Consider the following 25437-nt stretch of genomic DNA (forward strand, 5'->3'; position numbering starts at 1 on the left):
GCCATGACGTCGACGGACGCGCATACCTCGGATCCGGTCCCGTCGGACGACTCCTGGCTCCCGGTCGAGGGCGTGCGCCTGGCCGCGGGGGCCGCCGGCATTCGCTATCAGGGGCGTGACGATCTCCTCGTCCTGGAGCTCGTCGGCGGCAGTCGATGCGCGGCCGTTTTCACACGCAACGCCTTCTGTGCCGCGCCCGTGCGGCTCGCGAAGACCCATTTGGGCCGAACTGCGCCGCGTTACCTGCTGATCAATGCGGGCAATGCCAACGCGGGCACAGGTCGGCGCGGTCTGGCGGATGCCGAGTCGAGCTGTGCGGCGCTCGCCGCAATCGGCGAGTGTTCCGCGCAGGAGGTTCTACCCTTTTCCACGGGCGTCATCGGCGAGCACCTGCCTGTGGATCGTATCGCGGCGGCACTGCCCGAGCTGCTCGGGCGCTTGGATGCAGCGGCCTGGCCGGCCGCCGCGCGGGCCATCATGACCACGGACCGGGTGCCCAAGCTGGTCTCGCGTCGCTTCGAGATCGACGGGCACACCGCCTCGATCACCGGGATCGCCAAGGGCGCCGGGATGATCTGTCCGAACATGGCGACCATGCTCGCCTTCATCGCGACGGATGCGGCTGTTGCACCGGATGTGCTCCAGGCGTGTCTGGGCTCCGCGGTCGCCCGGTCATTCAATGCCATCACGGTCGACGGCGATACCTCGACCAACGATGCCTGCGTGCTGGTCGCAACCGGTGTCTGCGGGAATGCGGAAATCCGCAACGGCGCATCGCCGCAATTGGATGTGCTCCAGACCGCCGTCGATGCGGTCTGCCTCGAGCTGGCGACCGCGATCGTTCGGGATGCCGAGGGCGCAACCAAGCTGGTGACCGTCGAGGTCGAGGGTGCGGCCGACGTCGAGGAGGCTCGCGCCGTGGCCTACACCATCGCCCATTCCCCCTTGGTGAAGACGGCGCTCTTTGCGTCCGATCCCAACTGGGGCCGCATCTTGGCCGCGGTCGGGCGTGCGGGTCTTCGGGATCTCGATATCGATCGGATTCGAATCCACCTCGGCGAGGTCTTGATCGTCGATGCCGGGGGGCGTGCACCGGACTATACGGAGGAGGCCGGCGCCGCCGTCATGGCCGAGCCCGAGATCCTGATCCGCGTCTCGCTTGGCCGGGGTCCGGGCCAAGCGCAGATCTTGACCTGCGATCTGTCCTACGATTACGTTCGGATCAACGCCGAATACCGCAGTTGAGCAGCGACCTGGTTCATGTGATGGTCGGCGCGATCTCCGACTCGGCGGGACGTGTGCTGGTCACGAAACGCCCGGATCATGTCCATCAGGGCGGGCTGTGGGAGTTTCCGGGCGGTAAGCTCGAGCCCGGCGAGTCGCCCGAGCAGGGTCTGGCGCGCGAGCTGGCCGAGGAGCTCGGCATCGAGGTCCGCGACAGCCGTCCGCTGATCCGTATCCGGCACCATTACGGCGATCGGCATGTCCTGCTCGATGTCAGGCGTGTCGAGTCGTACGCGGGCATCCCGGCCGGTTTGGAAGGGCAGCCTCTCGCCTGGCAATCCCCCGAGACCCTGGATCCCGGCTGCTTTCCTGCTGCCGATCGTCCCATCATCACCGCCCTGCGCCTGCCGGCTTGCATCTTGATCACGGGTTCCGACCCGCTTGAGCCGGAGGTCTTTCTGGCGCGGATCGCGCAAGCCGTCGCGGGGGGAATCAAGCTTGTTCAACTGCGTGCACATGGACTGAATCAAGGGGCCTACGGGGATTTGGCGCGGCGCGCCTTCGTGCTGTGCGCGCAAGGCGGTGCACGTCTTCTTCTAAATCGCGATCCGGACGAGACGCTCGGCATCCCGCGTCACGGTCTGCACCTCGGCGGGCAGGCTCTCGCCCGACTGACCGAGCGTCCGGGTCGGCCCGACGACCTGGTCGGAGCCTCCTGTCACGCGGCCGATGATCTTCTGCGCGCGGCGCGTCTCGGGCTCGACTACGCGCTGCTCTCGCCGGTCCAGCCGACTGCATCCCACCCCGAGGCCGAGCCGCTCGGCTGGCAGCGCTTTGCCGAGTTGACGGATGCGGCGACGCTTCCGGTTTATGCGCTGGGCGGCGTGACCGGAGCGGATCTGGATGTCGCCCGCGAGCATGGCGCACAGGGCGTGGCGGGGATTCGAGGCTTTTGGTCGATCGATTGATCGGTTAAACCGCGTCCCCGCTAAGGGCCGTGGATGCACCAAATGTCGATCTCACTCGAAAATGCGCATCTTGCACCGGACGCGGTTTAATGTGCCCCCGGCGAATGCTCGCTGATGGGCGAATCATCGTCGAGATCGTCTTCGGTGCCCGGTATCCGGCGATTCTCGTCCAGCCACTCGCCTAGATCGACCAAACGGCAGCGCTCGCTGCAGAAGGGGCGCCACGGCGATTGCGGACCCCAAACAACAGACTTGCCGCAACGCGGGCAGGAGACGGTCGTGGCCATGGCTAAACCGCGTCCCGAGCGAAAATCGATGCTGTGTCGGCGAGCGCAGCGCGGTGCATGCCGATGAATCCGTGCCGGACGCGGTTCAGGAATGCATCCGAATCATCTGAACCACGTCCACGGATGAGGCGTTTGGCGGGTGCCCGGGCAGCGAGCGAGTCGGAACAGTGCATGGTGTAAAGGACGTGCTTCAAAAGACGCAGCAGGTGAGGTTGAAGGGGATGTTTTCCGGGATCTGAGACGGCCGTCCTTGAGGCCCGGTCTTCATGAAACGGATACTGAAGCGGCTCTTGTGTCCGCTGATCTCGGGATAGAGTGCGCCGGTCCCGTTGATGCCGACCCGCACCATCTGCGCGGGTGCCTGCACGTCGAGCGCCTCTTGGAAGAAACCGCCCTCTGCGAGCACCTGGCGCGGCGATGCGCTGGTTCGGGCCAGCGAGAGGACGAGACGGATCGCCCGCTCCGCCGGTCGCAGATCCTGGAGCCAATGGTCGAGCCGTGCCTGCCTGATCTCCGGTACCTGGATGAGCCAATGATGAAACTGCGGTAGATCGAAGCTGCAGGCCCCGCCCGGAATGCTGCTGCGCTGGGCGACGCTCTTGAGAAGATCGTCCTCGCGGGCGATCTGCCCGATGGGTCCGGACAGGCGATGGACGCCGCCGACGGCATCCGCAAGGTCGCCGAGGACCTGCTCCAAAGCCCGCGGATCCACCCCCGGCTGATCCCCGAAACGCTTGAGCGTGGCCATGTTGCGATCGAGCTCTTTGAGCAGCTCGGTCTTGACGTCCGCGCGCGCGGTCACAGAGGCGATGTCGAGCAAGGTCTCGACGGCCACTCGGGTTGCCCAAGCATCGTACTGAGGCGCGAAATAGTTGAGTCGCTCGAACAGATGCTCGATCCGCAGGAAGGTGCGGACGCGCTCGTTCAGCGGATGCTCGAAGGTCATCAAAGTCGACACAAAGGCGCCTCGGGGGTCGGCGCGACCCGGATCCGATCATCTCGGCCCGGTCGGCGCGGCAGTCGTTCGAACGTCGCGCATCCATCGATCCGATGCGCGATACCATAGACGGAATTCTCCCGATTTTGCGCGGGGTTGTCACGGGCTCTCGCCAACAGAAGGTCGTTTACGTTGCATATGTTCCCTCCGCGCGCGATCGAGCGACGCGCTCGATGTCAACCCAGACGCAGGGTCTGTTTGTAGAAGCGCGGGATGGCGTCCGGATCGGCGGTCATGAGGATGTTCTCGAGCACCCAGTCCGGCAGTCGGCCCTGGGCGGCCATGCGGGTGAGCTGGGTCTTGAGACCCTCCCAGTAGAAGCCCTCCCCGGAGCCGTCGAAGAAGACGATAGGTCCGGACTCGATCACGCCGAGCTTCATGTCGGTCAGGGTCAGACCGATCTCTTCGAGTGTTCCGACCCCGCCCGAGAGGAAGATATGGAAGCTCGCGATTTCGAACCAGCGCTGGCGCGACTGGCGGCTGCGTGCCTGGAAGGTCTGGTAATAGTCCGCGCTTTGATTGGGCTTCTGGTCCAGGGTCTCGATGTAGCTCGAGCCGACCAGCAGTCCGAGGCGGTGGGCGGCCTCGGTCACTTGCAGCATGGCGCCCGGGCCGCCGCCGGTGAGGATGCTGATGTCGCTTCCGAACAGGCCCTTCAGGTTGGCCAGCAGGCGCGAGATCTTCAGCGCGGAGGCCTCGTCGAGCGGCTTGATGGAGCCGTAGATGGCGAAGACCAGGCTGGTGCGGAAGCGGTCGACCTGCTCGGGCGAGGTGAAGTAACCGCGCAGCCCGCGGAAGACGTGCCGCACGACGTGAGCGCGCGCATCGTTGCACCAGAAGACCTCGATGCCGAGGCCCTCGTAGTCGGCCAGTCGGCCGTGGTCGCGGGCGGAGAGGAAGTGACCATGCTCGAAGGAGGCGCGACGGAAAACGATGCGGCCGATGCGCCGACGCAGCGCCGCGGCGCAGATCTCGGTGTGCTCGATGAGATTCGGGAAATAGCCGAGCAGCAGGGTCGCGTGTGCGCCGTCGGAGAGATTCTCCAGGATACCGGTGCCGTATTCGGTGCGGGTGTCGAGCTTGAGCCCCTCGGCGACCAGACCGGCCGCCAAGTCGGTCCCGCCGCGCGGGTCGCGCGGTTCCTCGGGTCGGGTCCAAATCCGGTCGGGTCGCGCACCGTTCAGCAGGGTCTCGGGATGCTGCGTGACGGCCATCATGCGGTGCGAGTAGCAATCCTCGAGCGGTCCGGCCTCGAGCCGATCGAAGATCTCGGCGAGCTGCGGATAGTCATTGCCGGGCCGCGCCTCGGGGGCCGGGGCGCTCGCGCGGCCGTGCCAGTAACGACGGCTCGGCGTGAGCGGGATCGCCTCGTGAACCGATGCGGCGACGCTCGGGTTGACGATCAACCGCTCGGATCGGTTGATGAACTCCAGGTAGACATTGGTGCCGCGCGTGGAGACCGGGTCGAGGACCGTCGCCTGCAGATGGAAGCCGAGCGCGTCGTCCAGGTTGCGCAGCACGACGTAGTGGCGGTGCAGGAACATGGAGCAGGCCGTCACCAGGCCGTCGCTCGGCGGCAGCGCGATGTGATCGACGGCCTCGCGGATTTGCAGGCGATTGAGCAGGTCCTTGCCGTCGGCATGGGTGGCGATCGCGGTGACCTGATCGAGTGTCAAGGGCTGAAGAAACCGAAAGAGCTGTCGCTGCGGCCGCAGGATGAGATAGCCGTTGCTGTCGACCGAGAAGCCGGCCGGGACCTGGATCTCGTTGGTTTGGATAAGTGCATGGATGGCGGCGGAGTCGAGACGGCGGTCCTGCGGGCAAAACACCAGTCGCCCGACACGCAGGCCGGGGACCACGATGTGCTGCAGATGCTCGGTGATGCCGAACGAGCGGATCGCCGAGACGACTTGGAGCTCGAGTGTGCAGTGATCAGGCTCGAAGCGCGGCTCGTCGAGCGGGCAGATGTTGACCCCGATGCGCGCGAGCCGGCTGCGGGCGGCAAACACGAGGTCGGACTCGCGGCCCTTCACGAGCGCGCGAAACCGCTGCGAGATCGCAAAGCGCGCCTCGACACGAAAGCCTTCCTCGTCGGCGCCGGTAAGGGCCGTGATCCAACCGTCGCCGGTCTCGGGGGTCGCGTACATGTCCTTGTTCCTGATGTCGCCGGTGAGTCGCCGCGGAGGGTGCGGCGTGTGGGCGCGGGTCCGCCGGGCGGCTAAAGCCCGCATCCGCGCGCCGGGTTCCCCCGCAGTTTCCCGGCCGATGCTAGAATGCGCGGCCAAACAACATGCAGCGCGACTCCCTCGGTGTCAACAGGCCCGGATCGGGTTCCCCGGGCCGGGCTCAGAAGCCGGGACGCGCGCTCGGTCGATCTCGAGTGAAGAGAGGTTAGCGATGGCGGGTCACAGCAAATGGGCCAACATCAAGCACCGCAAGGCGGCGCAGGACAAACAGCGCGGTAAGGTCTGGACCAAGCTCATCCGCGAGGTGACCGTCGCGAGCCGCGAGGGCGGCGGCGACCCGGGTGCGAATCCGCGATTGCGCTTGGCGATGGACAAGGCGTTCGGTGCCAATATGCCGCGGGATACGGTCGAGCGTGCCATCAAGCGCGGAGCCGGCGGGATGGAGGGCGAGAACTACGAAGAGATCCGCTACGAGGGCTACGGGCCCGGCGGCGTCGCCATCATGGTCGATTGCATGACCGACAACCGCAACCGCACCGCGGCCGAGGTTCGTCATGCCTTCAGCAAGCACGGCGGCAACCTGGGCACCGACGGCTCGGTCGGCTATCTCTTCACCAAGCAGGGCATCATCAGCTTCCAGCCCGGGACCGACGAGGATGCGGTGATGGAGGCGGCGCTCGAGGCCGGAGCGGAGGATGTCCTCGCCAACGATGACGGCTCGCTCGACGTGGTCACCACGCCCGAGGCGTTCGCCTCGGTCAAGGACGCGCTGACCCAAGCGGGGTTCGATACCGAGGTGGCGGAGATCTCCTACAACGCCGCGACCCTCGCCGAGCTGGACCGCGAGACGGCCGAAAAGCTGCTGCGACTGGTCGATGTCCTCGACGAGCTGGACGACGTCCAAGAGGTCTACCACAACGCCGAAATCGCCGACGAGATCCTGGCCGAGCTCGATGCCTGAAGACCGGCAGCGTCCGCCCGTCGGCCGCACCCCGAACGCATCCCCGGAGAAGCTTCGGCACCGCATCTTGGGGATCGATCCGGGCTCGCGCACGACCGGGTACGGTGTCATCGATACCGACGGTCAGCGCAGCCGTTGGATCGCCAGCGGCACCTTGCGGGTCGGCGAATATCCCTGGCCGGATCGTCTCGGTCGCATCTTCGACGGTGTTGCCGCCGTCGTGGCCGAGCACGCGCCCCACGAGATGGCGGTCGAGCAGCTCATCTTCGCGCGCGATCCGACCGCCGCGCTCAAGATCGGTCAAGCACGCGCCGCGGCACTCTGCGCAGGCCTGAAATCCGGCGTCACGGTACACGAATACAGTCCCAAGACGGTCAAGCTGGCAGTCGTCGGTACGGGCGGAGCCGAGAAGTCCCAGGTCCAACATATGATCCGGGTGCTGCTCGCGCTGGCCGAGATGCCCTGCGAGGACGAGGCCGACGCCTTGGCGATCGCGCTCTGTCATGCGCACTCGATGGGGATCCCGGCGCGCGGACGGGCCGCCGCCTCCTGGCGGGATTGGCGCCCGTGATCGGCCGTCTGCAGGGCCGCATCCTCGCCAAACATCCCCCTCAGCTGCTGCTGGATGTGGGCGGGGTCGGCTACGAGATCGAGGCCCCCATGTCGACCTTCTACGACCTGCCCGCCGTCGGCGAGACGGTGACCCTGGTCACCCATCTGGCGGTGCGCGAGGACGCCTGGTCGCTCTACGGCTTCGGCCGCGAGCAGGAGCGCGCGCTCTTTCGTCGTCTGCTCAAGGTCACCGGTGTCGGCGCCAAGATGGCCTTGGCGATCCTCTCCTCGATGGACGCCGCGCGCTTCGCGCAATGTATCGAGCACGAAGACCTCGATGCGTTGGTGCGGGTTCCGGGGATCGGCCGGAAGACGGCCCAGCGACTGGTGATGGAGTTGCGCGACAGCCTGGATGTCATTCCGGGCAGCGCACCCCATCTCACGGAAACGCGCTCGGGGAGTGCCGACCCGCGCGAGCAAGCGCTCGCCGATGCGGTGAGCGCGCTGGTGGCACTGGGCTATCGCCCCGTCGATGCGACGCGGATGACTCGTGCAGCCGACGACGGCAACGGCGGGGCCGAGGAGATCATCCGCAGCGCTCTGCGGTCCGCGAGCCAGAAATAATTTCGGTACTGAAGCACCAAATCGTTGTCGTAATCGCCAACGACAACGACAAGCCTCGCAAAGGGATTCTCTCGTCGAGCTCCCTGTAATGACGGTGCGGGTTGGGCACGCTGCGCTTTGCCCAACCTACCTGTTCATGTTGATTTTGAATCGTTCCTAAACGACAAGGGGAGACCGTTGAGCAACGACCAGACCGCCGAGCTGCAAGAGCGGGTCCGCCACGCGGCCGAGGCCTCATCGCCCCTTCGCTTGGAGGGCAGCGGCACCAAGTCGACCCTCGGGCGTGCGGTCGACGGCGAGGTCTTGTCGCTGTCCGGGCATACCGGGATCCTCAACTATCAGCCCAAGGAGTTGGTCGTCACCGCGCGCTGCGGCACGCCGTTGAGCGCGATCGAGTCCGCGCTCGCCGAGCAGGGGCAGATGCTCCCGTTCGAGCCGCCGCATTTCGCCGATGCCTCGGGCGGGATCGACGCGGGCTCCGGCGCGACCCTAGGCGGAACCATTGCCTGCGGTCTCTCCGGTCCCGCGAGGCCCTACGCGGGCTCGGCACGAGACCTGGTGCTCGGCACACGCGTGCTGACCGGGCGCGGCGAGGTCCTGCGTTTCGGCGGCGAGGTGATGAAGAACGTCGCGGGCTACGACATCTCGCGGCTGATGACCGGGGCCTTCGGGACACTCGGTGTCCTGCTCGACATCAGCGTGAAGGTGCTCCCCATCCCGACGACCGGCCGGACACTGGTGCAGACCTGCTCGCCGGCGGAGGCGCTCGGACGCATGACGGGTTGGGCTGCGCAGCCGCTTCCGATCAGCGCGACCTGCTACGACGGCGAGCAGCTTTGGGTTCGTTTGTCCGGCAACCACGGCGGTGTTTCGGCCGCCGCCGAGCGCATCGGGGGCGAGGCGGTCGACGATGCCGAGGCACTGGTCTTCTGGCGCGATCGGATCCGCGAGCAGGGCCATCCCTTCTTTTCCGGTGATGCGCCCTTGTGGCGCTTGTCGGTCCCGCCGACCGTCGCGCCCCTGGCGTTGCCGGGCGCGCAGCTGATCGAGTGGAGCGGGGCGCAACGCTGGCTGCGCAGCGATGCCGAGACCGAGGTCATCCGTGCGGCGGTCAGCTCCGTCGGCGGGCATGCCACGCTCTTTCGCGGAGGGGATCGCCACTCGGAGGTCTTCCACCCGATCCCGGCCGGACTCATGACACTACATCGCGAGATGAAACGGGCCTTCGATCCGAACGGCATCCTGAACCCCGGTCGCCTCTACGCGACCCTCTAAACCGCGTCCAGAGCGACATGCGTCATTTTCATTTTGTGTTTGGCTTCGGAGATGGCCTCGATCTCGGTGAGACGCGGTTTAGAATTTAATTTTTTGAATACGTTAAACCGCGCCCGCTCCAACGGTCGTCAAGTCTGCCGGGGCCGATCCCATCCACAAACATCGCATACCGCGCTGGGCGCGGTTTAGGAGCGAGGCATGCAGACCGAGATCCTGCCCGAGTTTCTGAGCACGCAGGCGGGTCGCGAGGCCGATGCCATCCTTCGCTCCTGCGTCCACTGTGGCTTCTGCACCGCGACCTGTCCGACCTATCAGCTTCTCGGCGACGAGCTCGACGGTCCGCGCGGGCGGATCTACCAGATCAAGCTGGTCATGGAGGGTCAAGCGCCGACCCGCATCACTCAGCAGCATCTCGATCGCTGTCTGACCTGTCGCTCCTGCGAGACGACCTGCCCGTCCGGCGTGCGGTACGCGCGCCTGCTCGACATCGGGCGGCACCTGGTCGAGGAGCGCGTCGAGCGGCCGGTCTTCGAGCGGCTGCTGCGCTGGGCGCTCGTCAAAACCGTACCCTATCCGTCGCGCTTCGGCCCCTTGATACGGGTTGGGCACTGGGTGAAACCGCTGCTGCCGGCCAAGCTCAAGGCGAAGCTGCCGACACCGCGCCCGGCCGGTGCTTGGCCGAAGCCTGCCGGGCGTCGTCGGATGCTGGTGCTCGGCGGCTGCGTCCAGTCGGTCGCCACACCCAAGACCAATGCCGCGGCGGCGCGCGTGCTGGCGCGGCTCGGGATCGATCTGATCGAGTCGCCCGCTGCCGGCTGTTGCGGTGCCGCCGCCTATCATCTGAACGCGCTCGAGGACGGGCTCGATGCGATGCGCCGCAATATCGACGCTTGGTGGCCCGAGATCGAGGCGGGCTGCGAGGCGATCCTGGTGACCGCGAGCGGATGCGGTGCCATGGTGAAGGACTATGGCCATGCGCTGGCCGGGGATCCCGCCTATGCCGAGCGGGCGGCGCGTGTGGCGGCCTTGGCGCGGGATCCGATCGAGGTCGTCGCGAGCCTGGATCTCGCGCCGATCGGCTCGCCGGGTGAAGGTCGCAAGGTTGCCTTTCACGCCCCCTGCACCCTGCAGCACGGCCAGCAGCTCAAGCAGGTCGTGGAGCCGGTCCTGTCGCGACTCGGGTTTGCGATGACGCCCGTGCCGGACGGCCATCTGTGCTGCGGTTCCGCCGGGACCTATTCGATCACGCAGCCCGAGCTCTCTGCACGTCTGCTCGTGAACAAGGTCGATGCGCTGGAGTCCGGCCGGCCCGAGCTGATCGCGACGGCCAACATCGGCTGCCAGCTCCAGATCGGCGGCGGCACCGAGATCCCCGTCGTCCATTGGCTCGAGCTGCTCGACGGCTGAGCCGCGCTCGGAGCACTCGGTGTAGGTTTGCGCTCAACCCGTCCTTGGCGCTCGACATGCCCTCGGCGGGCGCGGCTCAGGTGGAACAAGCAACGAGGATCACAGCATGACCGAAACTGTCGGTTTCATCGGACTCGGGATCATGGGTCGGCCGATGGCCTTGAATCTCGTCAAGGCCGGCTACGACCTCGTCGTCCATGCACGGCGCCCCGAATCAATGGCGCCGCTGGCCGAGGCGGGTGCCCGGACGGCTGCGAGTCCGGCGGCGGTCGCCCGAGACGCAGCGATCGTCTTCACGATGGTCTCGGATACGTCGGATGTCGAAGAGGTGATCCTGGGCCCCGAGGGGGTCATCCAGGGTGTCCGACCCGATGCGGTCGTCGTGGACATGAGTACGATTTCGCCCTCGTCCACGCGGATGATGGCCGAGCGACTCCGGGCCGCCGGCGCCGCGATGCTCGACGCCCCGGTCTCGGGCGGGGAGGCCGGAGCGAAGGCGGGTACCCTGTCCATCATGGTCGGGGGCGAGCCGGCCGACTTTGCCCGGGTGCGGCCGCTGTTCGAGGCGATGGGCGGAAATGTCGTGCACGTCGGCCCGAGCGGTGCCGGTCAGGTCTGCAAGTCATGCAACCAGATCGTCGTCGGCGCGACCATCGCCGGCGTCTCGGAGGCGGTCTTGTTGGCGCAGGCGAGCGGTGTAGATCCGCGGAAGGTGCGCGAAGCCCTGCTCGGCGGCTTTGCGGGCAGCCGAATCTTGGAGGTGCATGGCCTGCGGATGATCGAGGGTGACTACACCCCGGGCTTCAAGTCCCGCTTGCACCGCAAGGACATGCGGATCGTGCTCGAGTCCGCGCAGGAGTTGGGCATCTCCCTGACCGCGGCGGCGATGGTTTCGGAATGGCTGGATCTGCTGGTCGAGCACGGGCTAGGGGAGGAGGATTCCGCGGCCATCTTCGAGGTGATCCGGGGTGCGGTCGGCGAGACGTAAATCTCGTCGGGCATCGGCGCAAGGACCCCGCCCGATGTTGTGGAGTCACATGTCGGAAAGGACGCCGTCGAACACCATCGGCGTGCCCGGTTGCTCCAACTTGACCGGCTTGCTGAAATGGTAGCCTTGGGCGTCGTCGACCCCGAGTCCCTTCAAGATCGCCAGGATCTCGGCGTTCTCGACGAATTCGGCGATGACACGCTTGCCCATGCCGTGGGCCATGTCCGTGATCGCTTTGACGAAGATCCGATCTTCCGGGTTTTTGGCGATATCGCGCACGAAAGCCCCGTCGATCTTGACCTCGTCGACCGGAAGCTTGCGCAAGTAGGCGTAAGAGGCATAGCCGCTGCCGAAATCGTCCAGCGCGAAACGACACCCGAGTTCCTGCATGCCGCGCATCAGGCGCGTCGCATTCAGCAGGCTGTTGATCGCGGCGGTCTCGGTGACCTCGAAGGAGATCCGCTCGGGCGCGATGCGGTGTCTCTCCAGGAGGTGTCGCAGATCCGTCAGCAGTAAGGGATCGTCCATGGCGCTGGCGGAGAGATTGATCGCGAGTCTTAGGTCGGTTCGCAGCTCCATGGCGGCAAGCGCATTGTCGATGACCCACCGATCGATCGCCTGGATCTGCCCGGTGCGCTCCGCGACCGGGATGAACCGATCCGGATAGACCATCCCGCCACGTGCGTCGCGCATCCTGAGCAAGACCTCCATGTGCCGTATTCGTCCGGTGGCGATCTCGATGATGGGTTGCACGTGCAGCTCGAATCGGTTCTGGGTCAACGCCTGATTGATCTGCTCGCGCCAGAGCACGCGGGCATCGAGCTGCTCCTTGCCCTGGTCATCCTCGGAGAAGAGATACCAGCGCCCGCGGCCCTTCTCTTTGGCCTGATACATGGCCAGATCCGCGCTCGCCATGAGTTGGCCGATGTCGCTGCCCTGGGTCGGAAACATGACGATGCCGATACTCGCCGTGACCCTGTGCCGGCGGCCATGCTCCTGTAGGCTGATCGAGCAGACGGCCTCTTGGACCGACTCGGCGCTGGCAAGGGCGTCATCCTCGGTCGCCTCGGGCAAGACCAGGGCGAACTCGTCGCCGCCCAGGCGTGCGAGCAGATCGCTCGTCTGGGTGACGAGTCTCAATTGCTCAGAGACGCGCTGAAGCAAGGTATCGCCGACCCGGTGGCCGCTCAGATCGTTGACGTCCTTGAACTGATCGAGGTCCAGGAACAGCAGCGCTCCCTGATGACCGAAACGGATGGTTTGATCCAGGATGCGCTCGAAATCGTCGTTGAAGCGTCGGCGATTGTAGAGCTGCGTCAAGGGGTCGTGATCGGCGAGCCAAACCAGGCGGGCCTCGGCCTGCTCGCGGTCGTACTGGAGCAGCTCCATGCGGTCGGTCAGACTCCTGACCGTTTCGGTCATGAGATCGATCTCGTCGCGCGGCATGAGCGACTTGGAGCGTCCCGGGAGCTGACGGCGCAGATCCGTATAGCGGTTTTCGGCCAGTAAGGGAATTACCGTCGCCAGATCCCTGAGTCGGTACAAGGGGCCTTTGATGATCAGCAGGAGCAATGAGCCAGAGAGGATCAGGCCGAGGATCCCAAGCAGGATGCTGCCGGTCGTGGCCGTTCGGATCGCCTCGCGTTGGGTCGTCACGTCGTTGATCACCAAGGCGTCGATGCCGGAGGCAAGTGCCGGGATGCGAAAGATCTCGTACCAACCCGACCCATGCGGGATCAGCAGCGGCGCATGCACCATGTCGGCGCTTGTGAGCGTCGGTGCGGCGGCGCGCAGAACGGGCACGGTGTCGTCCGGGTAGGTGACGGCGGGAAACTGCAGGTAGTCCGGGCTGAGCGGATCCAGCACCGCGGCGGCTCGGGCATCATCACGCCAGGTGATGGCGACCTCGGCCCCGGTCAGCGCGTTGAAGGTCAACAATGCATCGGCGAGCGAGCGACCGAGGACCAGGTTGCCGGCGAAGGAACCCTCCCAGAGCAGCGGGGTTGCTTTGTACTGCCGGCATTCAGGGCTGCAGAGGAGTGCCGCGATCGCCTGCTCGGGCGTCTTGCGAAGCTCCGCACGCAGTGCGTCGGGAATATCCGGAGCACCCTCCGGCCAGACAATGGCCGTGGTGCCGTCGGGCCGAACCCACTGGACGGATCGAATGTCCCACTCCAGATCGAGCATGGCCCCGTTGTCGAGCAATGCCGCCTCGATCGCGGCGTTCGGACCCGCCATCGCGGATTCGTTGCCGCCGAGCAGAGGAACCAGGCTGGCGAGCTTCGACATCTCTTGGGTGTCTTCTTCGACGAGGGCGCGCAACTGCCGAGCTTGCTGATCGCGAACGGCGCTTTGTTGGAGTTCGAACTGACTGGTCAGCTGAAAGTTCGAGATCAACGCGAGCGACGCATTCACCAGCACGAGCGCCAGGGTCATGGCGATGAGAGCCTTCCAGCGTAGGCTCAAATCGACCGATGGTGTCGTCTTGACGGCGGCGACCTCTTCCATCCCCGGGGCCTTAAAAACGCACCGAAACGGAAGCAGCGAAAACATCCCACTCGCGAACTAGATCGCCCGGATCCGGGTTTTCGCGGATCGACAAGGCATAGGTTCCGTCGTGCCGCTGAAATTCGAGACGAAACATGATGTTCGGGTTGATGTCCCAGCGCAGACCGAGCGTCAGGATTTTGGAGAAGAAATCGAATCGCGGGGTGGTTCCGCCGGTGAGATCCGAGAAATCCCGCCCGTCGCGATCCTTGCGGTTTGCGAAGCCTTCCTCGTAACGGGACATGATCTCGAGATTCGGTCGAAGCCGGTAAGCACCTTGAAGATAATATCCTTCCACGACCTGGTCTTTGAAGGGCCAATAGGGGCCGAAATCGTTCCAGCGAGTGGGCGCACGGGAATACTCGGCCGAAATCGTCCAATCCGCGGCGTTGTATTGAAACGAAGCGACCCAGTCGAAGACATCGATGGTACCCGAGCTTAAGGGGGATTCCGGGCCTGCATTGAAATCCATTTCCGTCAGGATGGCGCTCAGACCGAGCTTGAGGCTGTCTGACGGGGTCGAGAACCAGAGGCTTCCGATCCCCCAGTTGATGCCCTCGGCCCGGAGGTCGCCGTCGAGGTCGTCGCCGAGATAGGTCCATTCCACGTTGTTGTCGATCACCGACTGCCCGACGCCCAGGTTCAGAGAGAGATTACCCTGCTCCAGGTAACGGTCACCGTAGAACATGATGCCGTCGAACGACAGCAAGGCGTTGCGAATCTTGTCGTAGTAGATGGCTTGCGGGAGAAAGATGCTCGGGCGTGTAAAGGGAACGTCGCGCGTCTCGTTGTAGAGTCCGAACGGATTCTTGATGCGTCCCAGACGCACCCCTAGGCGCTTCTCGGCATCGGAGAGGGGCGAAAAATCCACGAGACCATAGTCCAGCGACGGGGTGCCGTCGTACATCTCCCCGGCGCGTCGTACCAAAAGCTGGCCCGAAAACAGCAGGTTCGGCGTTTTTTGGTAGGAGGCATTCAGTCCGATTTCGGTGAAATCGAACGACGTCTCGGGGCTATTACCAAAATAGTAGTTGTCGGTCGACTTGACGACGGCCTGGCTGGCGAAGCCGTGGACCTGCAGTTTCCCCTCGACAAACTCCAGGGCCGGAGCCGCGCTCGGGGTCATCCATGCCAGCATGACCGCGATAGAGAGCCGGGTACGCATCTCAACGCACCTCCAACAGGCGGATGTTTGAATGATCGATCGGCCCGTCTGCATAGCCGATCGCTCCGGGCGTTTTTGCGACGCGCTCAAGCATCTCCTGTTCGCTCGAGACCGTTGTCGGTGCTTGCCCTGTCCCGGAGAAGATCTGTCGGTCCCAAACGCGGCGAAGTTGGTAGGGGTAGAGTCCGAGAACCTCGTTGGAGAAGCGAATATGGAGTGGGTTGTTGTCGGGGAGCACGAAAACCTTGACCAAGGTTCCGTTGGGCCAGTTCTTGAGGCGCATCGTGAAGTAGAGACGAGCCTCGTTGCGCGTCAAGCTCTCGACTCCCGCGTCCCGATTGGCGATCAACTCCTGCGGGCTGACATACGGCGTCGCGCAGCACAAGGCCGCAGCGACCAAGCCCTTGAGAATGTTGCGCACGGACCGTCGGGAGATCAAGGCGTGTTCCAGAAGTCCTGAATCGACTCATCCATCACGGGTACGCTCGAAGATCGAGGCCCCATGCCGAGGTCCTTAGGGCGCAGGCCTAGAGTGTCGAAAGCCATCCTGACCCGCGTGCTCACGGGGCGGCCTCCGGCTCGATCAGCACCGTCGCCTTGCCGATCCTGCCCCGTTGACCGGGGTGCCGGCGTGGATTGTCTTGTCTGGGCGTCTGCGAGTCGCAACTCTCGTCATGATCTGCGCCATGATCGAGCGCGGTAGCGGGAGTCGCGACCGGGCTTGGGGAGATGAAGCGATGGCCCAAGTCTAAGCGGTGCAGGGGCGTAGACACAAGGGCTACGTCCGTGTCCAAAGCGCTTCATGTCGCGTCGCTGCCGCGGACGGCTCAATCTGTGGTTCGCTAGATTTTGGGATTACGCGACATGTTGTTGATGTGATAGCGTTCCGGGAACGGCGAGGCTAAGCGCCGGCGGCGCGGAAGCGCGCCTCGGCGAAAGCGTCGCGCGGCTCCACCTAAGCGCAATCTCGCGTCCCGCTTTTTTGCTCGGGGCTTGGGGTTGTCTATTTGGATAACGTCGTCGGGGGCATGAGCTTGAATACGTCGGAGTCAACCTGTCTTCCGGAGGCTGGTCATGGCCAGGACTCCTACTTTCGGTTTGCCTGCGTCGGGAATGCGACCGATCTGGATACCGTCTATCGAATCCGCTACCAAGTTTACTGCATGGAGCGTCGTTTCTTGGATGAGAATGACTACCCGGACGAAGCAGAGCGAGATAAGTTCGACGCGCATTCGCTACACATGCTTGCGACCCATCGTGCGGGCCATCCCGCAGGAACCGTGCGGCTCGTCATGTCTTCGCCGCTCGGTTTTCCACTGATGGATCACTGTGTCTTCTCCGGCGATTACGCCTACTTGAACGACCCGTCACATCCTGCACTGGCAAGCTTTGCCGAGGTCTCGCGTATGGCGGTTTCGAAGAGCTATCGCCGTCGCGAGGGCGATTCCATCTTTGGCGGGCCGCCTCGAATCGACTCCGGTCGGCGGGAAGGTGCCGAGATCTTGCCTTTCGTCCCTCCGCGGGATACCCCTGAGATACTGATCGGATTATGCCGGTTGATGTACCAGGAGAGCCGGCGTCGAGGAATTACCCATTGGATGATGGCTATGGAGCGGCCTCTGTATCTTATGATTAGACGATTGGGTTTTCGATTCATCCCCGCCGGCCCGGAGGTCGACTACTGCGGTCCCGTGCGACCCTATGTGACCAGCGTCCAGGCGTTCGAGACTGCACTGCACGCGACCTTCCCGGCAACCTTGCGGTACCTCGCCAGCGGTCTGGAGCCCGAGCTCCTGCCCGATTGCATCGAATGTGCTGTCGCTGATGGTTCGCACGTGCATGAGCATGCCCGGCGGGCCTGATTGGATTCACGGATTCGGTTGAGCCCCCGGCCTTTTCGGGATTCGGCTCAGTGTTTTCTCGGGGCGTCGAGATAGTTGAATTTTCTCTCGTAATCAAGGGCTTGGCCAAACGGAAACTCGGCGTGTGACCAGGTCTTGATTCGGTCGCGACCACCGGAGATCGGTTTGGGGAGGCATGCTTCGACCGCGCTCGCGAATTCCGGCCCTCCGTTCCCCGCGCCCCCGCCCATCTGCAAATGGAGGCAGCAACCCGTGTCATCATGCTCGATTCGAAAGGCGCCGCTCAGGCGGTCCGCGATGTCGTGCCTCAAGTAAAGCGCATCCTTGATGTCGAGCAGGGGGCGTCCATCGGGTAGCCGATCGCTGTGGCGACCGGCAACGGCAATCATGGGTAGTTTCGGGATCGTCATGCGTTGGCCGTGGATGTTGCTCACGACGTGTGCGACGGTCGCGGTGTCGACCAGTCGTGCCCGGTCCCCGGTCTGATAGCGGATGAGCGGAAGCATCGATGCCGGGTCCAGGGTGGAGATCGTCAATGCACCGAAGCCGCTCGGGTCGGGCTCGATCACCTCGACAAAGATCCTCAGCGGGTCATAGACGAAGAGCAGGGGCGGGACGCGGCCCTGCCAATCGCCGATGGCCGGACGCAGCGTCTCCGGTTGTCGATCGGCAAGCTGCCGCAGACGAACGGTCTCGGGTGTTTCGAAGAACAGGTTCAGGCCGAGTTCCCCGACGCCCATGGAGGAGATCGCCAATCCAGCCTTCCATCCGTCCGGATCTTGTCCCAGCCCGCGTACGACATAGTCCCGAAAGGCCTCGCCGAACGTTTCTTCGCCGAAGACGACGTGCACCTTGAAACGCCCCCAGTCCAGACTGCGGTCGCGGCCTTGATCCAGGATACGTTTGCAGAACAGCGGGTCGGTGACCAGGATGGTCTGGTCGTAGCGGTCGGAAAACTGCTCGACCAGTGCACACACCATGTCCTCGCGCACGCTGGTTTCGGCGACGGTGACGGTCGAGCAGGTAAAGCGAACCCCCATCGGGAGTGCGTTGATCAGGAGGGTGCGGTAGCGATCCGTACCGAAGACATATTCCATTGCCAACTCGATCGCCTTCGCCGCGCGTTTGTTTTGCCGATGCGTGGAGAGACCGAATGCGAATCGTCCGCCCTGTCCGGAGCTTGTCAGCACGCCCGCCAATGGACCGAGCCTTCCGCCGACGCACAACTGCTCGATCGGGGTCTCTCCGAAGACGTCCTGCTTCTCGAGGATCGGACACAGTGCCTGGAAATCGGCAGTCGTACGGATCGTCTCGGCAAGGATACCGCGTCTCTCCAGGAGGGCCGCGTAGGCCGGCACATCGCGCGCGACGCGCTGAAACCGCTCGACGAGGCGTCGATTGCCGGCCTGTACGAGCGCCGAGGCGTCGACCTGGTCCATCGCCTTGAGCTGCCATCGCCGAACGAGCTTGTCCAGTGCTCTCATTGCCTACTCGTAGATGGTCGTGGCGACGCCGTTCATGACGGCCACCCTCGCGACACCGGCCGCGCCGAGCGGACACATGTAATTGACGATGGCGACCGTGCGCGTGTTGCTGAGCGCTTCTTCCGACATCAGCATGACGGAGCCGTCGCTCCGCGAGTTCCCGGCAACGCAGCCGCATCGAGCCAGGTCATCCGTCGTCATGCCGGGGGCGAAGGTACAGGCATCGCCGCGCGAGCTCGACGCCGTGGATTGACAGCCCGTCGCTGCAAGCACGCAAACCAGTACGCCGACGCCGACTGGACTCTGCCCATGTCCCCCGGCACCCGGTATCCGGCATGCCCGACGGCGTCGGGGAGCCGGGACGGCGGCGACGCTGTCGGGCATGTCGATGTTCCGTCACTCGGATTCGACGTGGGTCACGGAGGAGCGCAATGCCCCGAGGATGAGCCGGCGCGCGGCCTGCTCGTCGAGGTCGGGGATGTCCCAGGCCATGATGCGGCAATACTTGCGCACCAGATGGCGGACGTCGTCTTCGAGCTCTTTCGCGTAACGTCCCATCTCGACTTCTTCGATCGTTGCCATATCGATCTCCAATCGTTTTCGGGAGGATGTTGAATCGATTCGAATGCAAGCAAGGGCGAGCAGCTCCAAGTCGAAGCAACCGCCTGTTCGGGCAACGCTCGCGCAGGCTGTGCCGCTGCGCGACCATGCCGGAGCCTCAGCGAACCTCGACCTTGCCTTTGACCGATCGGATGAAGGTCGCGACCACGCCGTCGCCCACGGCCAGCTCTTCGAGGAGTGCCGGGTCATTCACCGTAAAGTCGACCGTCTCCTGCGCGCCCTGGACGCTGACCTTGCGGTTGGCCTTGTCGACCGCCGCGATCCGGCCGTAGAGGGTCATGGTGTCGGTCATGGTGCCGGCCGGCTTCCTCCCGCGCTCGCGGTCGACGACCGTTTCTTGAGTCGTCCCGACGGCGGCCTCGTCGGGTCCCTTGACGAGATCGACGAGGACGGCCTCGGTCTCGGTGATGGTGAGCTTGTTGCCGATCTTGATCTCGTCGAGGCGCCCGACCTGTTCAGGGACATTGATGACCTGGAACCTGCCGTCCGGCGTCTTGATCGTCAGCATGCGTCGCTCGACGTTGACGATCTCGACGATCCCGGTGATCTCCGAGGTCACCTCGGCGCCCGTCACCGGGATGACCGTCACGTCCGCCATCGCGGTCGAGGAAACGGCGGCGATCCCGCCTGCAAGTGCGAAGGCCAAGCGCATGGCCCGTGGTTTTCCATTCATGGTGTGTTCCCCTGTTGTGCGGATGGATCGACTCGGATCATCCTTTCGGAGCCGATGTTCCGTCTGCTTATACTCGTGAATGGTGCTTGCGCGATGGTGAGGTTTCTCCAACTCCCGTCGCGGAGCGAACAGCGTCGACGCACTGCTGCCGGAGCGCGAACGGTACCCCGTCGGCGCCGCTCCTGCAAGCGACCCCGCGGACGGCTCCTTGGATGAATAAGAATTAAGGTTTCGGACATCCTCGGGCAATGGCTGCGCCCGAATACTCTCGATCCTGTTCAGCAACGTCCCGGTGCGCATCCGTCTCGATGGCGATACCGCCCGGATATTGGTCAGGAGAATACCGTGTCACAACGCCGAATCACGACCCCGACTCGATCGAACGCCATGGCCCCGTGGCTGCCCTTGCGGCATCCGGGGCTCGTCAGCGCGACCCTCGCGCTTGCCCTCGCATCCGGCGCCCTGTACTGGAGCGGGCGCACTGCGGTGGCGTCGGATCAACCCATGCCGGCGGATGCGAGCGCCGCATCGGTGGCGTTTCCAGGCTTCGCGGACGTGGCCGAGCGCGTCACCCCCGCAGTGGTCAACGTCTCGGTCAAGGCCGAGCGCGCGCAGCCTATGGGTTTACGCGGCCACCCGGCGCTTCCGCCGGATGCCGACGTGCCCGAGTCCTTCCGCCGTTTCTTCGAACAGCGGGGACGGGCGATGCCCCGCGAGGTCACGGGGCAGGGGTCGGGCTTCGTCGTCGATAGCGACGGCTATGTCGTCACGAATCACCACGTGATCGAAGGTGCCGGGGAGGTGACGGTCGTCCTGAACGACGGAACCAGCCATGTGGCACGCGTGATCGGTCGCGACATCAAGACCGATCTCGCCCTGCTCAAGATCGATGTCGATCATCCGTTGGTTGCCGTCGAGCTCGGTGATTCGAGCAAGGCGCGCGTGGGTGATTGGGTCCTCGCGGTGGGGAATCCATTCGGCCTCGGCGGATCGGTGAATGCCGGCATCATCTCCGCACGCGGACGCGACATCAACTCCGGTCCCTACGACGACTATCTGCAGATCGATGCACCGATCAATCGAGGCAACTCCGGAGGGCCTCTCTTCGATATCGAGGGTCGGGTGATCGGCGTGAATACGGCCATCTTCTCGCCGAGCGGCGGCAATGTCGGGATCGGTTTCGCCATCCCGGCCGAGACGGTCGAGCGTGTGGTAGCCGACCTTCGCGAGAACGGGCGCGTGGAGCGCGGCTGGCTCGGCGTGCAGATCCAGCCGGTGACGGAGGAGTTAGCGGCCGGGCTCGGCCTCGAGGACGCGACCGGGGTCTTGATTGCGGATCTCATTGCCGGCAGCCCCGCGGCCGCGTCCGATCTGCGGACCGGTGATGTCATCCTCAGTGCGTCCGGTCAGCAGCTCACGAGCGCGAAGGATCTGGCGAAGCTGGTCGCCGCGACCAAGGCCGGGACGCCGATGACCCTGCACATCATGCGCGACGGCACGGCACGGGATCTGACGTTGACGATCGGTTCGATGCCCGAGGAGGATCGGGTCGCCGCGACCCCGAGTGACGATGCCGATGCGTCGGAGCGCCCCCGTTTGGGTCTCTATCTGTCGCCGCTCACCCCTGAGCTCCGTGCCGAGCGCGGTCTCGATGCGGATGCCGTCGGCGTGTTCGTGGCGCAGGTCGAGGCCGATAGCCCGGCCGATCGCGCGGGGGTGGAGGCGGGCAGTCTCATCTCGATGGTCGGTACGGAATCGGTCGACACCCCTGACCAGGTCGTTGCAGCGGTCCGCGAAGCGATCGAAGAGAAGCGCGATAGCTTGATCCTGCGTGTCGAGAAGGATGGCCGGCCTCTCTTCATCGCCGTCCCCTTCGCAACCTGATCGGCGGCGCGTCCCGAGCGCGTCAAGCGCCAGCCGGCCTCGATCGCGACCTTGCATCATCGTAAGGTCGCGATCGAACGACCGAGCGACACACGGCTTGATTGAGCCGATTCCGCGCTATCCTAATCTCTGCTGGCGGCTGGCGGCTGGCGGCTGGCGGCTGGCGGCTGGCGGCTGGCGGCTGGCGGCTGGCGGCTGGCGGCTGGTCGCCGAGCACCGGACCCCGACCACATCACCCACTCCTGTGCGAGCGACCCATGCGAGTCCTCCTGATCGAAGACGATCGCCAAACCGCCGACTATCTTCTGAAGGGCCTCGCCGAAACAGGCGCGGTCACCGACCATGTCGCCGACGGCCGCGCCGGTTTGCTGCAGGCCGCCGGCGGCGAGTACGACGCCCTGATCGTCGACCGTATGTTGCCCGGACTCGACGGCGTGGGCATCGTGCGGACACTGCGCGCCTCCGGCAACCGCACGCCCGTGCTCTTTCTCAGCGCCTTGGGCGAGGTCGACGACAGAGTGGAAGGTCTGCGCGCGGGCGGCGACGATTATCTTGTCAAACCCTTCGCCTTCTCCGAGCTGCACGCCCGTCTCGAGGCGCTGCTGCGTCGCGGCAAGTCCGATACACCGGAGACGTGCCTGCGGGTCGCCGATCTCGAGATGGATCTGCTCAAGCGCGAGGTGACCCGCGCCGGGCGCGAGATCCGGCTTCAGCCGCGCGAGTTTCGGCTGCTCGAGTATCTGGTGCGGCACGCCGGCCAGGTCGTCACGCGCACCATGCTGCTCGAGCAGGTCTGGGACTATCACTTCGACCCCCAAACGAACGTCATCGACGTCCACATCAGCCGCCTACGCGGCAAGATCGACAAGGACTTCGATCCGCCCCTGTTGCAGACGATGCGCGGTGTCGGCTACATGATTCGCGGCGCATGAGCGAGGCCTGGCATCCGCCGTCGGCCCTGCGTGTGCGCGCCGCCAATACTCTGCGCAGCTCGACCTTCCGCCTGGCCGTTCTCTACATGCTGCTGCTCGGCGTGTCGGTCGGCATCCTCATGGCCTTCCTCTACTGGTCGACCGCCGGCTACATGGATCGCCAGACCGCAGCGACCATCGAGGCGGAAATCCGCGGGTTGGCCGAGCAGTATCGGCGCCGCGGGCTTCCCGGTCTGTCCTCGGTGATCAGCGAGCGCGTTGCGCGCGATCCGGTCGGCTCGAACGTCTATCTCTTGGTCGACGACAACCTCGAGCGGCTTGCCGGCAACCTCGATCGCTGGCCCAACGAGTTTCCCGACTCGGAGGGCTGGATCCGTTTCCGCTTGCGCGAGCGTGGACCCGACCGCGCCGAAGAGCATGCGGCGCGCGGACAGGTCTTTCTGCTGCGCGGTGGTCTACGGCTCTTGGTCGGGCGAGACGTGCGTGATCTCGAGGCCACGCGTGCCCTGATCTTGGATGCACTCGCTTGGGGGCTGGCGATCACCGCGGCTTTGGCCTTGCTGGGCGGATGGCTCATGAGTGCCGGTGTGATGCGGCGCCTGGAGACCATCAACCAAACCGCCGGCGAGATCATGGCCGGGGACCTCTCCCGGCGCATCCCGCTCGACGGCAGCGGGGACGACTTCGACGAGCTGGCCGCGAATCTCAACCGGATGCTGGAGCGTATCGAGCAGTTGATGGTGGGCGTGCGTCAGGTCTCGGACAATATCGCCCATGATCTGCGCACGCCTCTGACCCGGGTGAGGACCAAGCTCGAGCTGCTCTGCACCGAGCTCGACGGCTGCGAGAGCGCCCGCTCGCTCGCCGCCGAGACGATCGCCGATGCCGAGGAGATGCTCGCCACCTTCAACGCCTTGTTGCGGATCGCTCGAATCGAGTCCGGCGCCCGACGGGCCGCCTTCGCCTGCGTGGATCTCCGGCCCTTGACGGAGGATCTGGCCGAGCTCTACGAGCCACTCGCGGCCGAGAAGGGCCAGAGCCTAACGCTTCGGGTCGAGGGGCCGGCCCGGGTGATGGGTGACCGCGACCTTCTCTTTCAGGCCCTGGCCAATCTGGTGGACAACGCCATCAAATACACGTCGCCGGGCGGAGCCATCGCGCTGGCCGTAGCCTCGCAGGAGGATGGCGTGATGGTGACGATTCGCGATTCCGGACCCGGTATCCCCCCGCACGCGCGCGAGCGGGTCCTCGATCGTTTCGTTCGGCTCGACGACAGTCGATCGACGCCGGGCAGCGGACTCGGATTGAGCCTCGTGAAGGCCGTGCTCGATCTGCATCAGGCATCGATCGCGCTCGGCGGCGAGGCGGACGGGCTTCTCGTGACGGTCCGCTTCCGCGACGCGCGTCAGCCCGCCGCGTAGCCCGGAATCGCTGCTCTCCGATCCCCGCTAATAGAGTCGCACCTCCGCCATCGACTCAGCCCACTGCGCTTCGTCCGTGCGCAGGCGCTGCTCGAGGTCGCCCGGGCGGGCCTCCGAATCGTCGACCCAGTCGCGCAGGAAGCTACCGCCCGTGAGCAGGTCGATGGCGAGCCGTTCGGTCTCGTATTCGTAGGGAAAATCACGCCAGATCGGATAGTCCGGGTATTCCGATCGAATCGCCTTCAACAGAAGCGCAACCAGTCGGTACGGCTTAAAGCGGTCGTGACGGTAGCCGTCATAGTCCGTGTGGAGCTGCAGGCCCGAGCAGAGCCGGCCGGCATGCTTGTGGAACGTCGGCTCGAACCAGCAGGGGCGGATCAAAGCGCCCTCCGTCCAATCCGCGCATTCGGCGCGCATGCGTGCGAGCACACGCTCGAAGTTCACATCCGGCGCACCGACCACCTCCAGCGATACCGTCGTGCCGCGACCCTCGGAGAGTGTTGTTCCTTCCAACAAGACGGTGCCGGGGAAGCACCGTGCCATGTTGAGACTCGCCGCGTTGGGGCTCGGATTGATCCAGGGGCGCTCCATGATCGGCCAGCCGAATCCCGGGCCGACCTCGGGGCGATAGCCGTCCATCGGGATCACCTCGAGATCGATCGCGTGACCCCGGTACGCGACAAACCAGCGCGCCAGCTCCCCGAGGGTCAGTCCGTGGCGCATGATGAGCGGACCCGCGCCGACGAAGCTCTCCCAGCCGGGCTCGAGGATGCTGCCTTCGATCGGGCGACCGGCGGGGTTGGGTCGATCCAGCACCCGGATCGCCTTCTCCGCAGCGGCGCAGGCGTCGATCAGATAGGCCAGCGTCGTGACGTAGGTATAGATACGAGTGCCGATGTCTTGTAGATCCACCAGCAGGACATCGAAGCGATCGAGCATCGCGTCCGTCGGATAGCGCACCTTACCGTAAAGGCTGAAGACCGGGATCCCGTGACGCGGGTCCAGCGCGTCTTCGGTCTCGATCATGTTGTCCTGCTTGTCGCCGCGCATCCCGTGCTGAGGGCCGAAGGCCGCCGTGACGCTCAGCGCGCCCTGCGAGATCAGCGCATCCAGGCTGTGTTGTCCTGTCGAGGTCAAAGATGCCGGGTGGCCGAGCAACGCCACTCGGCGACCTCGGAGCGGTCCATGGAGGGCGGGGTCTTCCAATAGTCGATCGATGCCGAGTCTCACGATATCCAGGCGGGTGTCATTGGGATCCAGCCGTGAAGGATAACCGAAGACGATCGGGCTTCGGGTGCTATGATGCCCGCCCGTTCGCCGACCGCCCGCTTCGAGACCTTCGTCGAAGACCGTTTGAAATCCGTTTTTTGTTTATTCGC

At 65.0% G+C, this 25437-nt stretch carries 23 protein-coding genes; 12 read left to right on the forward strand and 11 right to left on the reverse strand.

Annotated features, from left to right (window positions below; all coding sequences use genetic code 11):
• Positions 1–3 precede the first annotated feature (3 nt).
• Positions 4–1245 carry a bifunctional glutamate N-acetyltransferase/amino-acid acetyltransferase ArgJ gene (argJ, locus tag THIMADRAFT_RS05100; protein WP_007191910.1) on the forward strand — a complete coding sequence of 414 codons (1242 nt, stop codon included), beginning with the start codon at positions 4–6 and terminating at the stop codon, positions 1243–1245.
• A complete protein-coding gene (locus tag THIMADRAFT_RS05105) occupies positions 1242–2192 on the forward strand; it encodes a Nudix family hydrolase (RefSeq protein WP_324603126.1) in 951 nt (316 codons plus the stop codon). Before argJ ends, THIMADRAFT_RS05105 begins: the two co-directional genes overlap by 4 nt.
• 86 nt (positions 2193–2278) lie before the next feature.
• On the opposite strand, the gene yacG is transcribed toward THIMADRAFT_RS05105, so the two are convergent.
• The 3 genes from yacG to THIMADRAFT_RS05120 all read right to left on the reverse strand — a co-directional run bounded on the left by yacG (position 2279) and on the right by THIMADRAFT_RS05120 (position 5623).
• A complete protein-coding gene (yacG, locus tag THIMADRAFT_RS05110) occupies positions 2279–2479 on the reverse strand; it encodes a DNA gyrase inhibitor YacG (RefSeq protein ID WP_007191912.1) in 201 nt (66 codons plus the stop codon).
• Between the two features lie 190 nt (positions 2480–2669).
• Complete coding sequence (gene zapD / locus THIMADRAFT_RS05115) at positions 2670–3437, reverse strand: cell division protein ZapD (protein WP_007191913.1); 768 nt, start codon at positions 3435–3437, stop codon at positions 2670–2672.
• Positions 3438–3652: 215 nt separating this feature from the next.
• A complete protein-coding gene (locus THIMADRAFT_RS05120; protein WP_007191914.1) occupies positions 3653–5623 on the reverse strand; it encodes an LOG family protein in 1971 nt (656 codons plus the stop codon).
• Positions 5624–5873: 250 nt separating this feature from the next.
• Between THIMADRAFT_RS05120 and THIMADRAFT_RS05125 the strand changes: the two genes are divergently transcribed.
• The 6 genes from THIMADRAFT_RS05125 (at position 5874) to THIMADRAFT_RS05150 (ending at position 11469) form a co-directional block, all read left to right on the forward strand.
• A complete protein-coding gene (locus THIMADRAFT_RS05125; RefSeq protein WP_007191915.1) occupies positions 5874–6623 on the forward strand; it encodes a YebC/PmpR family DNA-binding transcriptional regulator in 750 nt (249 codons plus the stop codon).
• Positions 6616–7194, forward strand: a complete 579-nt coding sequence (gene ruvC / locus THIMADRAFT_RS05130) for a crossover junction endodeoxyribonuclease RuvC (RefSeq protein WP_007191916.1) — start codon at positions 6616–6618, stop codon at positions 7192–7194. Before THIMADRAFT_RS05125 ends, ruvC begins: the two co-directional genes overlap by 8 nt.
• A complete protein-coding gene (gene ruvA, locus THIMADRAFT_RS05135; RefSeq protein ID WP_007191917.1) occupies positions 7191–7799 on the forward strand; it encodes a Holliday junction branch migration protein RuvA in 609 nt (202 codons plus the stop codon). Before ruvC ends, ruvA begins: the two co-directional genes overlap by 4 nt.
• A 177-nt stretch (positions 7800–7976) precedes the next feature.
• Positions 7977–9074: a glycolate oxidase subunit GlcE gene (glcE, locus tag THIMADRAFT_RS05140; protein ID WP_007191918.1), complete on the forward strand. Its 1098-nt coding sequence runs from the start codon at positions 7977–7979 to the stop codon at positions 9072–9074.
• Between the two features lie 198 nt (positions 9075–9272).
• A complete protein-coding gene (gene glcF / locus THIMADRAFT_RS05145) occupies positions 9273–10481 on the forward strand; it encodes a glycolate oxidase subunit GlcF (protein WP_007191919.1) in 1209 nt (402 codons plus the stop codon).
• A 106-nt stretch (positions 10482–10587) separates the two neighbouring features.
• Complete coding sequence (locus THIMADRAFT_RS05150; RefSeq protein WP_007191920.1) at positions 10588–11469, forward strand: NAD(P)-dependent oxidoreductase; 882 nt, start codon at positions 10588–10590, stop codon at positions 11467–11469.
• Between the two features lie 45 nt (positions 11470–11514).
• Here THIMADRAFT_RS05150 and THIMADRAFT_RS05155 read toward each other — a convergent pair whose 3' ends face one another.
• From THIMADRAFT_RS05155 to THIMADRAFT_RS05165, 3 genes are read right to left on the reverse strand one after another with little or no spacing between them, the layout of a single operon-like run.
• A complete protein-coding gene (locus THIMADRAFT_RS05155; protein ID WP_007191921.1) occupies positions 11515–13977 on the reverse strand; it encodes a bifunctional diguanylate cyclase/phosphodiesterase in 2463 nt (820 codons plus the stop codon).
• A gap of 10 nt (positions 13978–13987) precedes the next feature.
• Positions 13988–15181, reverse strand: a complete 1194-nt coding sequence (locus THIMADRAFT_RS05160; RefSeq protein ID WP_007191922.1) for a hypothetical protein — start codon at positions 15179–15181, stop codon at positions 13988–13990.
• A gap of 1 nt (position 15182) precedes the next feature.
• Positions 15183–15602, reverse strand: a complete 420-nt coding sequence (locus tag THIMADRAFT_RS05165) for a type 2 periplasmic-binding domain-containing protein (protein WP_233490188.1) — start codon at positions 15600–15602, stop codon at positions 15183–15185.
• Positions 15603–16209: 607 nt separating this feature from the next.
• Between THIMADRAFT_RS05165 and THIMADRAFT_RS05170 the strand changes: the two genes are divergently transcribed.
• Positions 16210–17043 carry a PEP-CTERM/exosortase system-associated acyltransferase gene (locus THIMADRAFT_RS05170; protein WP_007191924.1) on the forward strand — a complete coding sequence of 278 codons (834 nt, stop codon included), beginning with the start codon at positions 16210–16212 and terminating at the stop codon, positions 17041–17043.
• Positions 17044–17090: 47 nt separating this feature from the next.
• Here the strand turns inward: THIMADRAFT_RS05170 and THIMADRAFT_RS05175 are convergent, their stop codons facing one another.
• From THIMADRAFT_RS05175 to THIMADRAFT_RS05190, 4 genes are all read right to left on the reverse strand, one after another.
• The gene (locus THIMADRAFT_RS05175; protein WP_007191925.1) at positions 17091–18527 is read right to left on the reverse strand and encodes a phenylacetate--CoA ligase family protein; all 1437 of its coding nucleotides are present in this window, start codon (positions 18525–18527) and stop codon (positions 17091–17093) included.
• 3 nt (positions 18528–18530) lie between these two features.
• On the reverse strand, positions 18531–18911 hold the full coding sequence (locus THIMADRAFT_RS05180; protein WP_007191926.1) for a hypothetical protein: 381 nt from the start codon (positions 18909–18911) through the stop codon (positions 18531–18533).
• A gap of 12 nt (positions 18912–18923) precedes the next feature.
• Complete coding sequence (locus THIMADRAFT_RS05185) at positions 18924–19109, reverse strand: hypothetical protein (protein WP_007191927.1); 186 nt, start codon at positions 19107–19109, stop codon at positions 18924–18926.
• A gap of 136 nt (positions 19110–19245) precedes the next feature.
• Positions 19246–19821 carry a copper-binding protein gene (locus tag THIMADRAFT_RS05190; RefSeq protein ID WP_007191928.1) on the reverse strand — a complete coding sequence of 192 codons (576 nt, stop codon included), beginning with the start codon at positions 19819–19821 and terminating at the stop codon, positions 19246–19248.
• 345 nt (positions 19822–20166) lie between these two features.
• On the opposite strand from THIMADRAFT_RS05190, the gene THIMADRAFT_RS05195 reads away from it, so the two are divergent.
• The 3 genes from THIMADRAFT_RS05195 to THIMADRAFT_RS05205 all read left to right on the forward strand — a co-directional run bounded on the left by THIMADRAFT_RS05195 (position 20167) and on the right by THIMADRAFT_RS05205 (position 24058).
• Entirely contained in the window at positions 20167–21705 is a 1539-nt protein-coding gene (locus THIMADRAFT_RS05195; RefSeq protein ID WP_007191929.1) for a Do family serine endopeptidase, read from the forward strand.
• 257 nt (positions 21706–21962) lie between these two features.
• The gene (locus tag THIMADRAFT_RS05200; protein WP_007191930.1) at positions 21963–22637 is read left to right on the forward strand and encodes a winged helix-turn-helix domain-containing protein; all 675 of its coding nucleotides are present in this window, start codon (positions 21963–21965) and stop codon (positions 22635–22637) included.
• Complete coding sequence (locus THIMADRAFT_RS05205) at positions 22634–24058, forward strand: sensor histidine kinase (protein ID WP_007191931.1); 1425 nt, start codon at positions 22634–22636, stop codon at positions 24056–24058. The genes THIMADRAFT_RS05200 and THIMADRAFT_RS05205 overlap by 4 nt, the downstream gene beginning before the upstream one ends.
• 27 nt (positions 24059–24085) lie before the next feature.
• Here the strand turns inward: THIMADRAFT_RS05205 and THIMADRAFT_RS05210 are convergent, their stop codons facing one another.
• Positions 24086–25291, reverse strand: a complete 1206-nt coding sequence (locus THIMADRAFT_RS05210; RefSeq protein WP_199484216.1) for an exo-beta-N-acetylmuramidase NamZ family protein — start codon at positions 25289–25291, stop codon at positions 24086–24088.
• Positions 25292–25437 lie beyond the last annotated feature (146 nt).

The organism is Thiocapsa marina 5811, assembly GCF_000223985.1.
Taxonomy (GTDB): Bacteria; Pseudomonadota; Gammaproteobacteria; order Chromatiales; family Chromatiaceae; genus Thiocapsa; species Thiocapsa marina.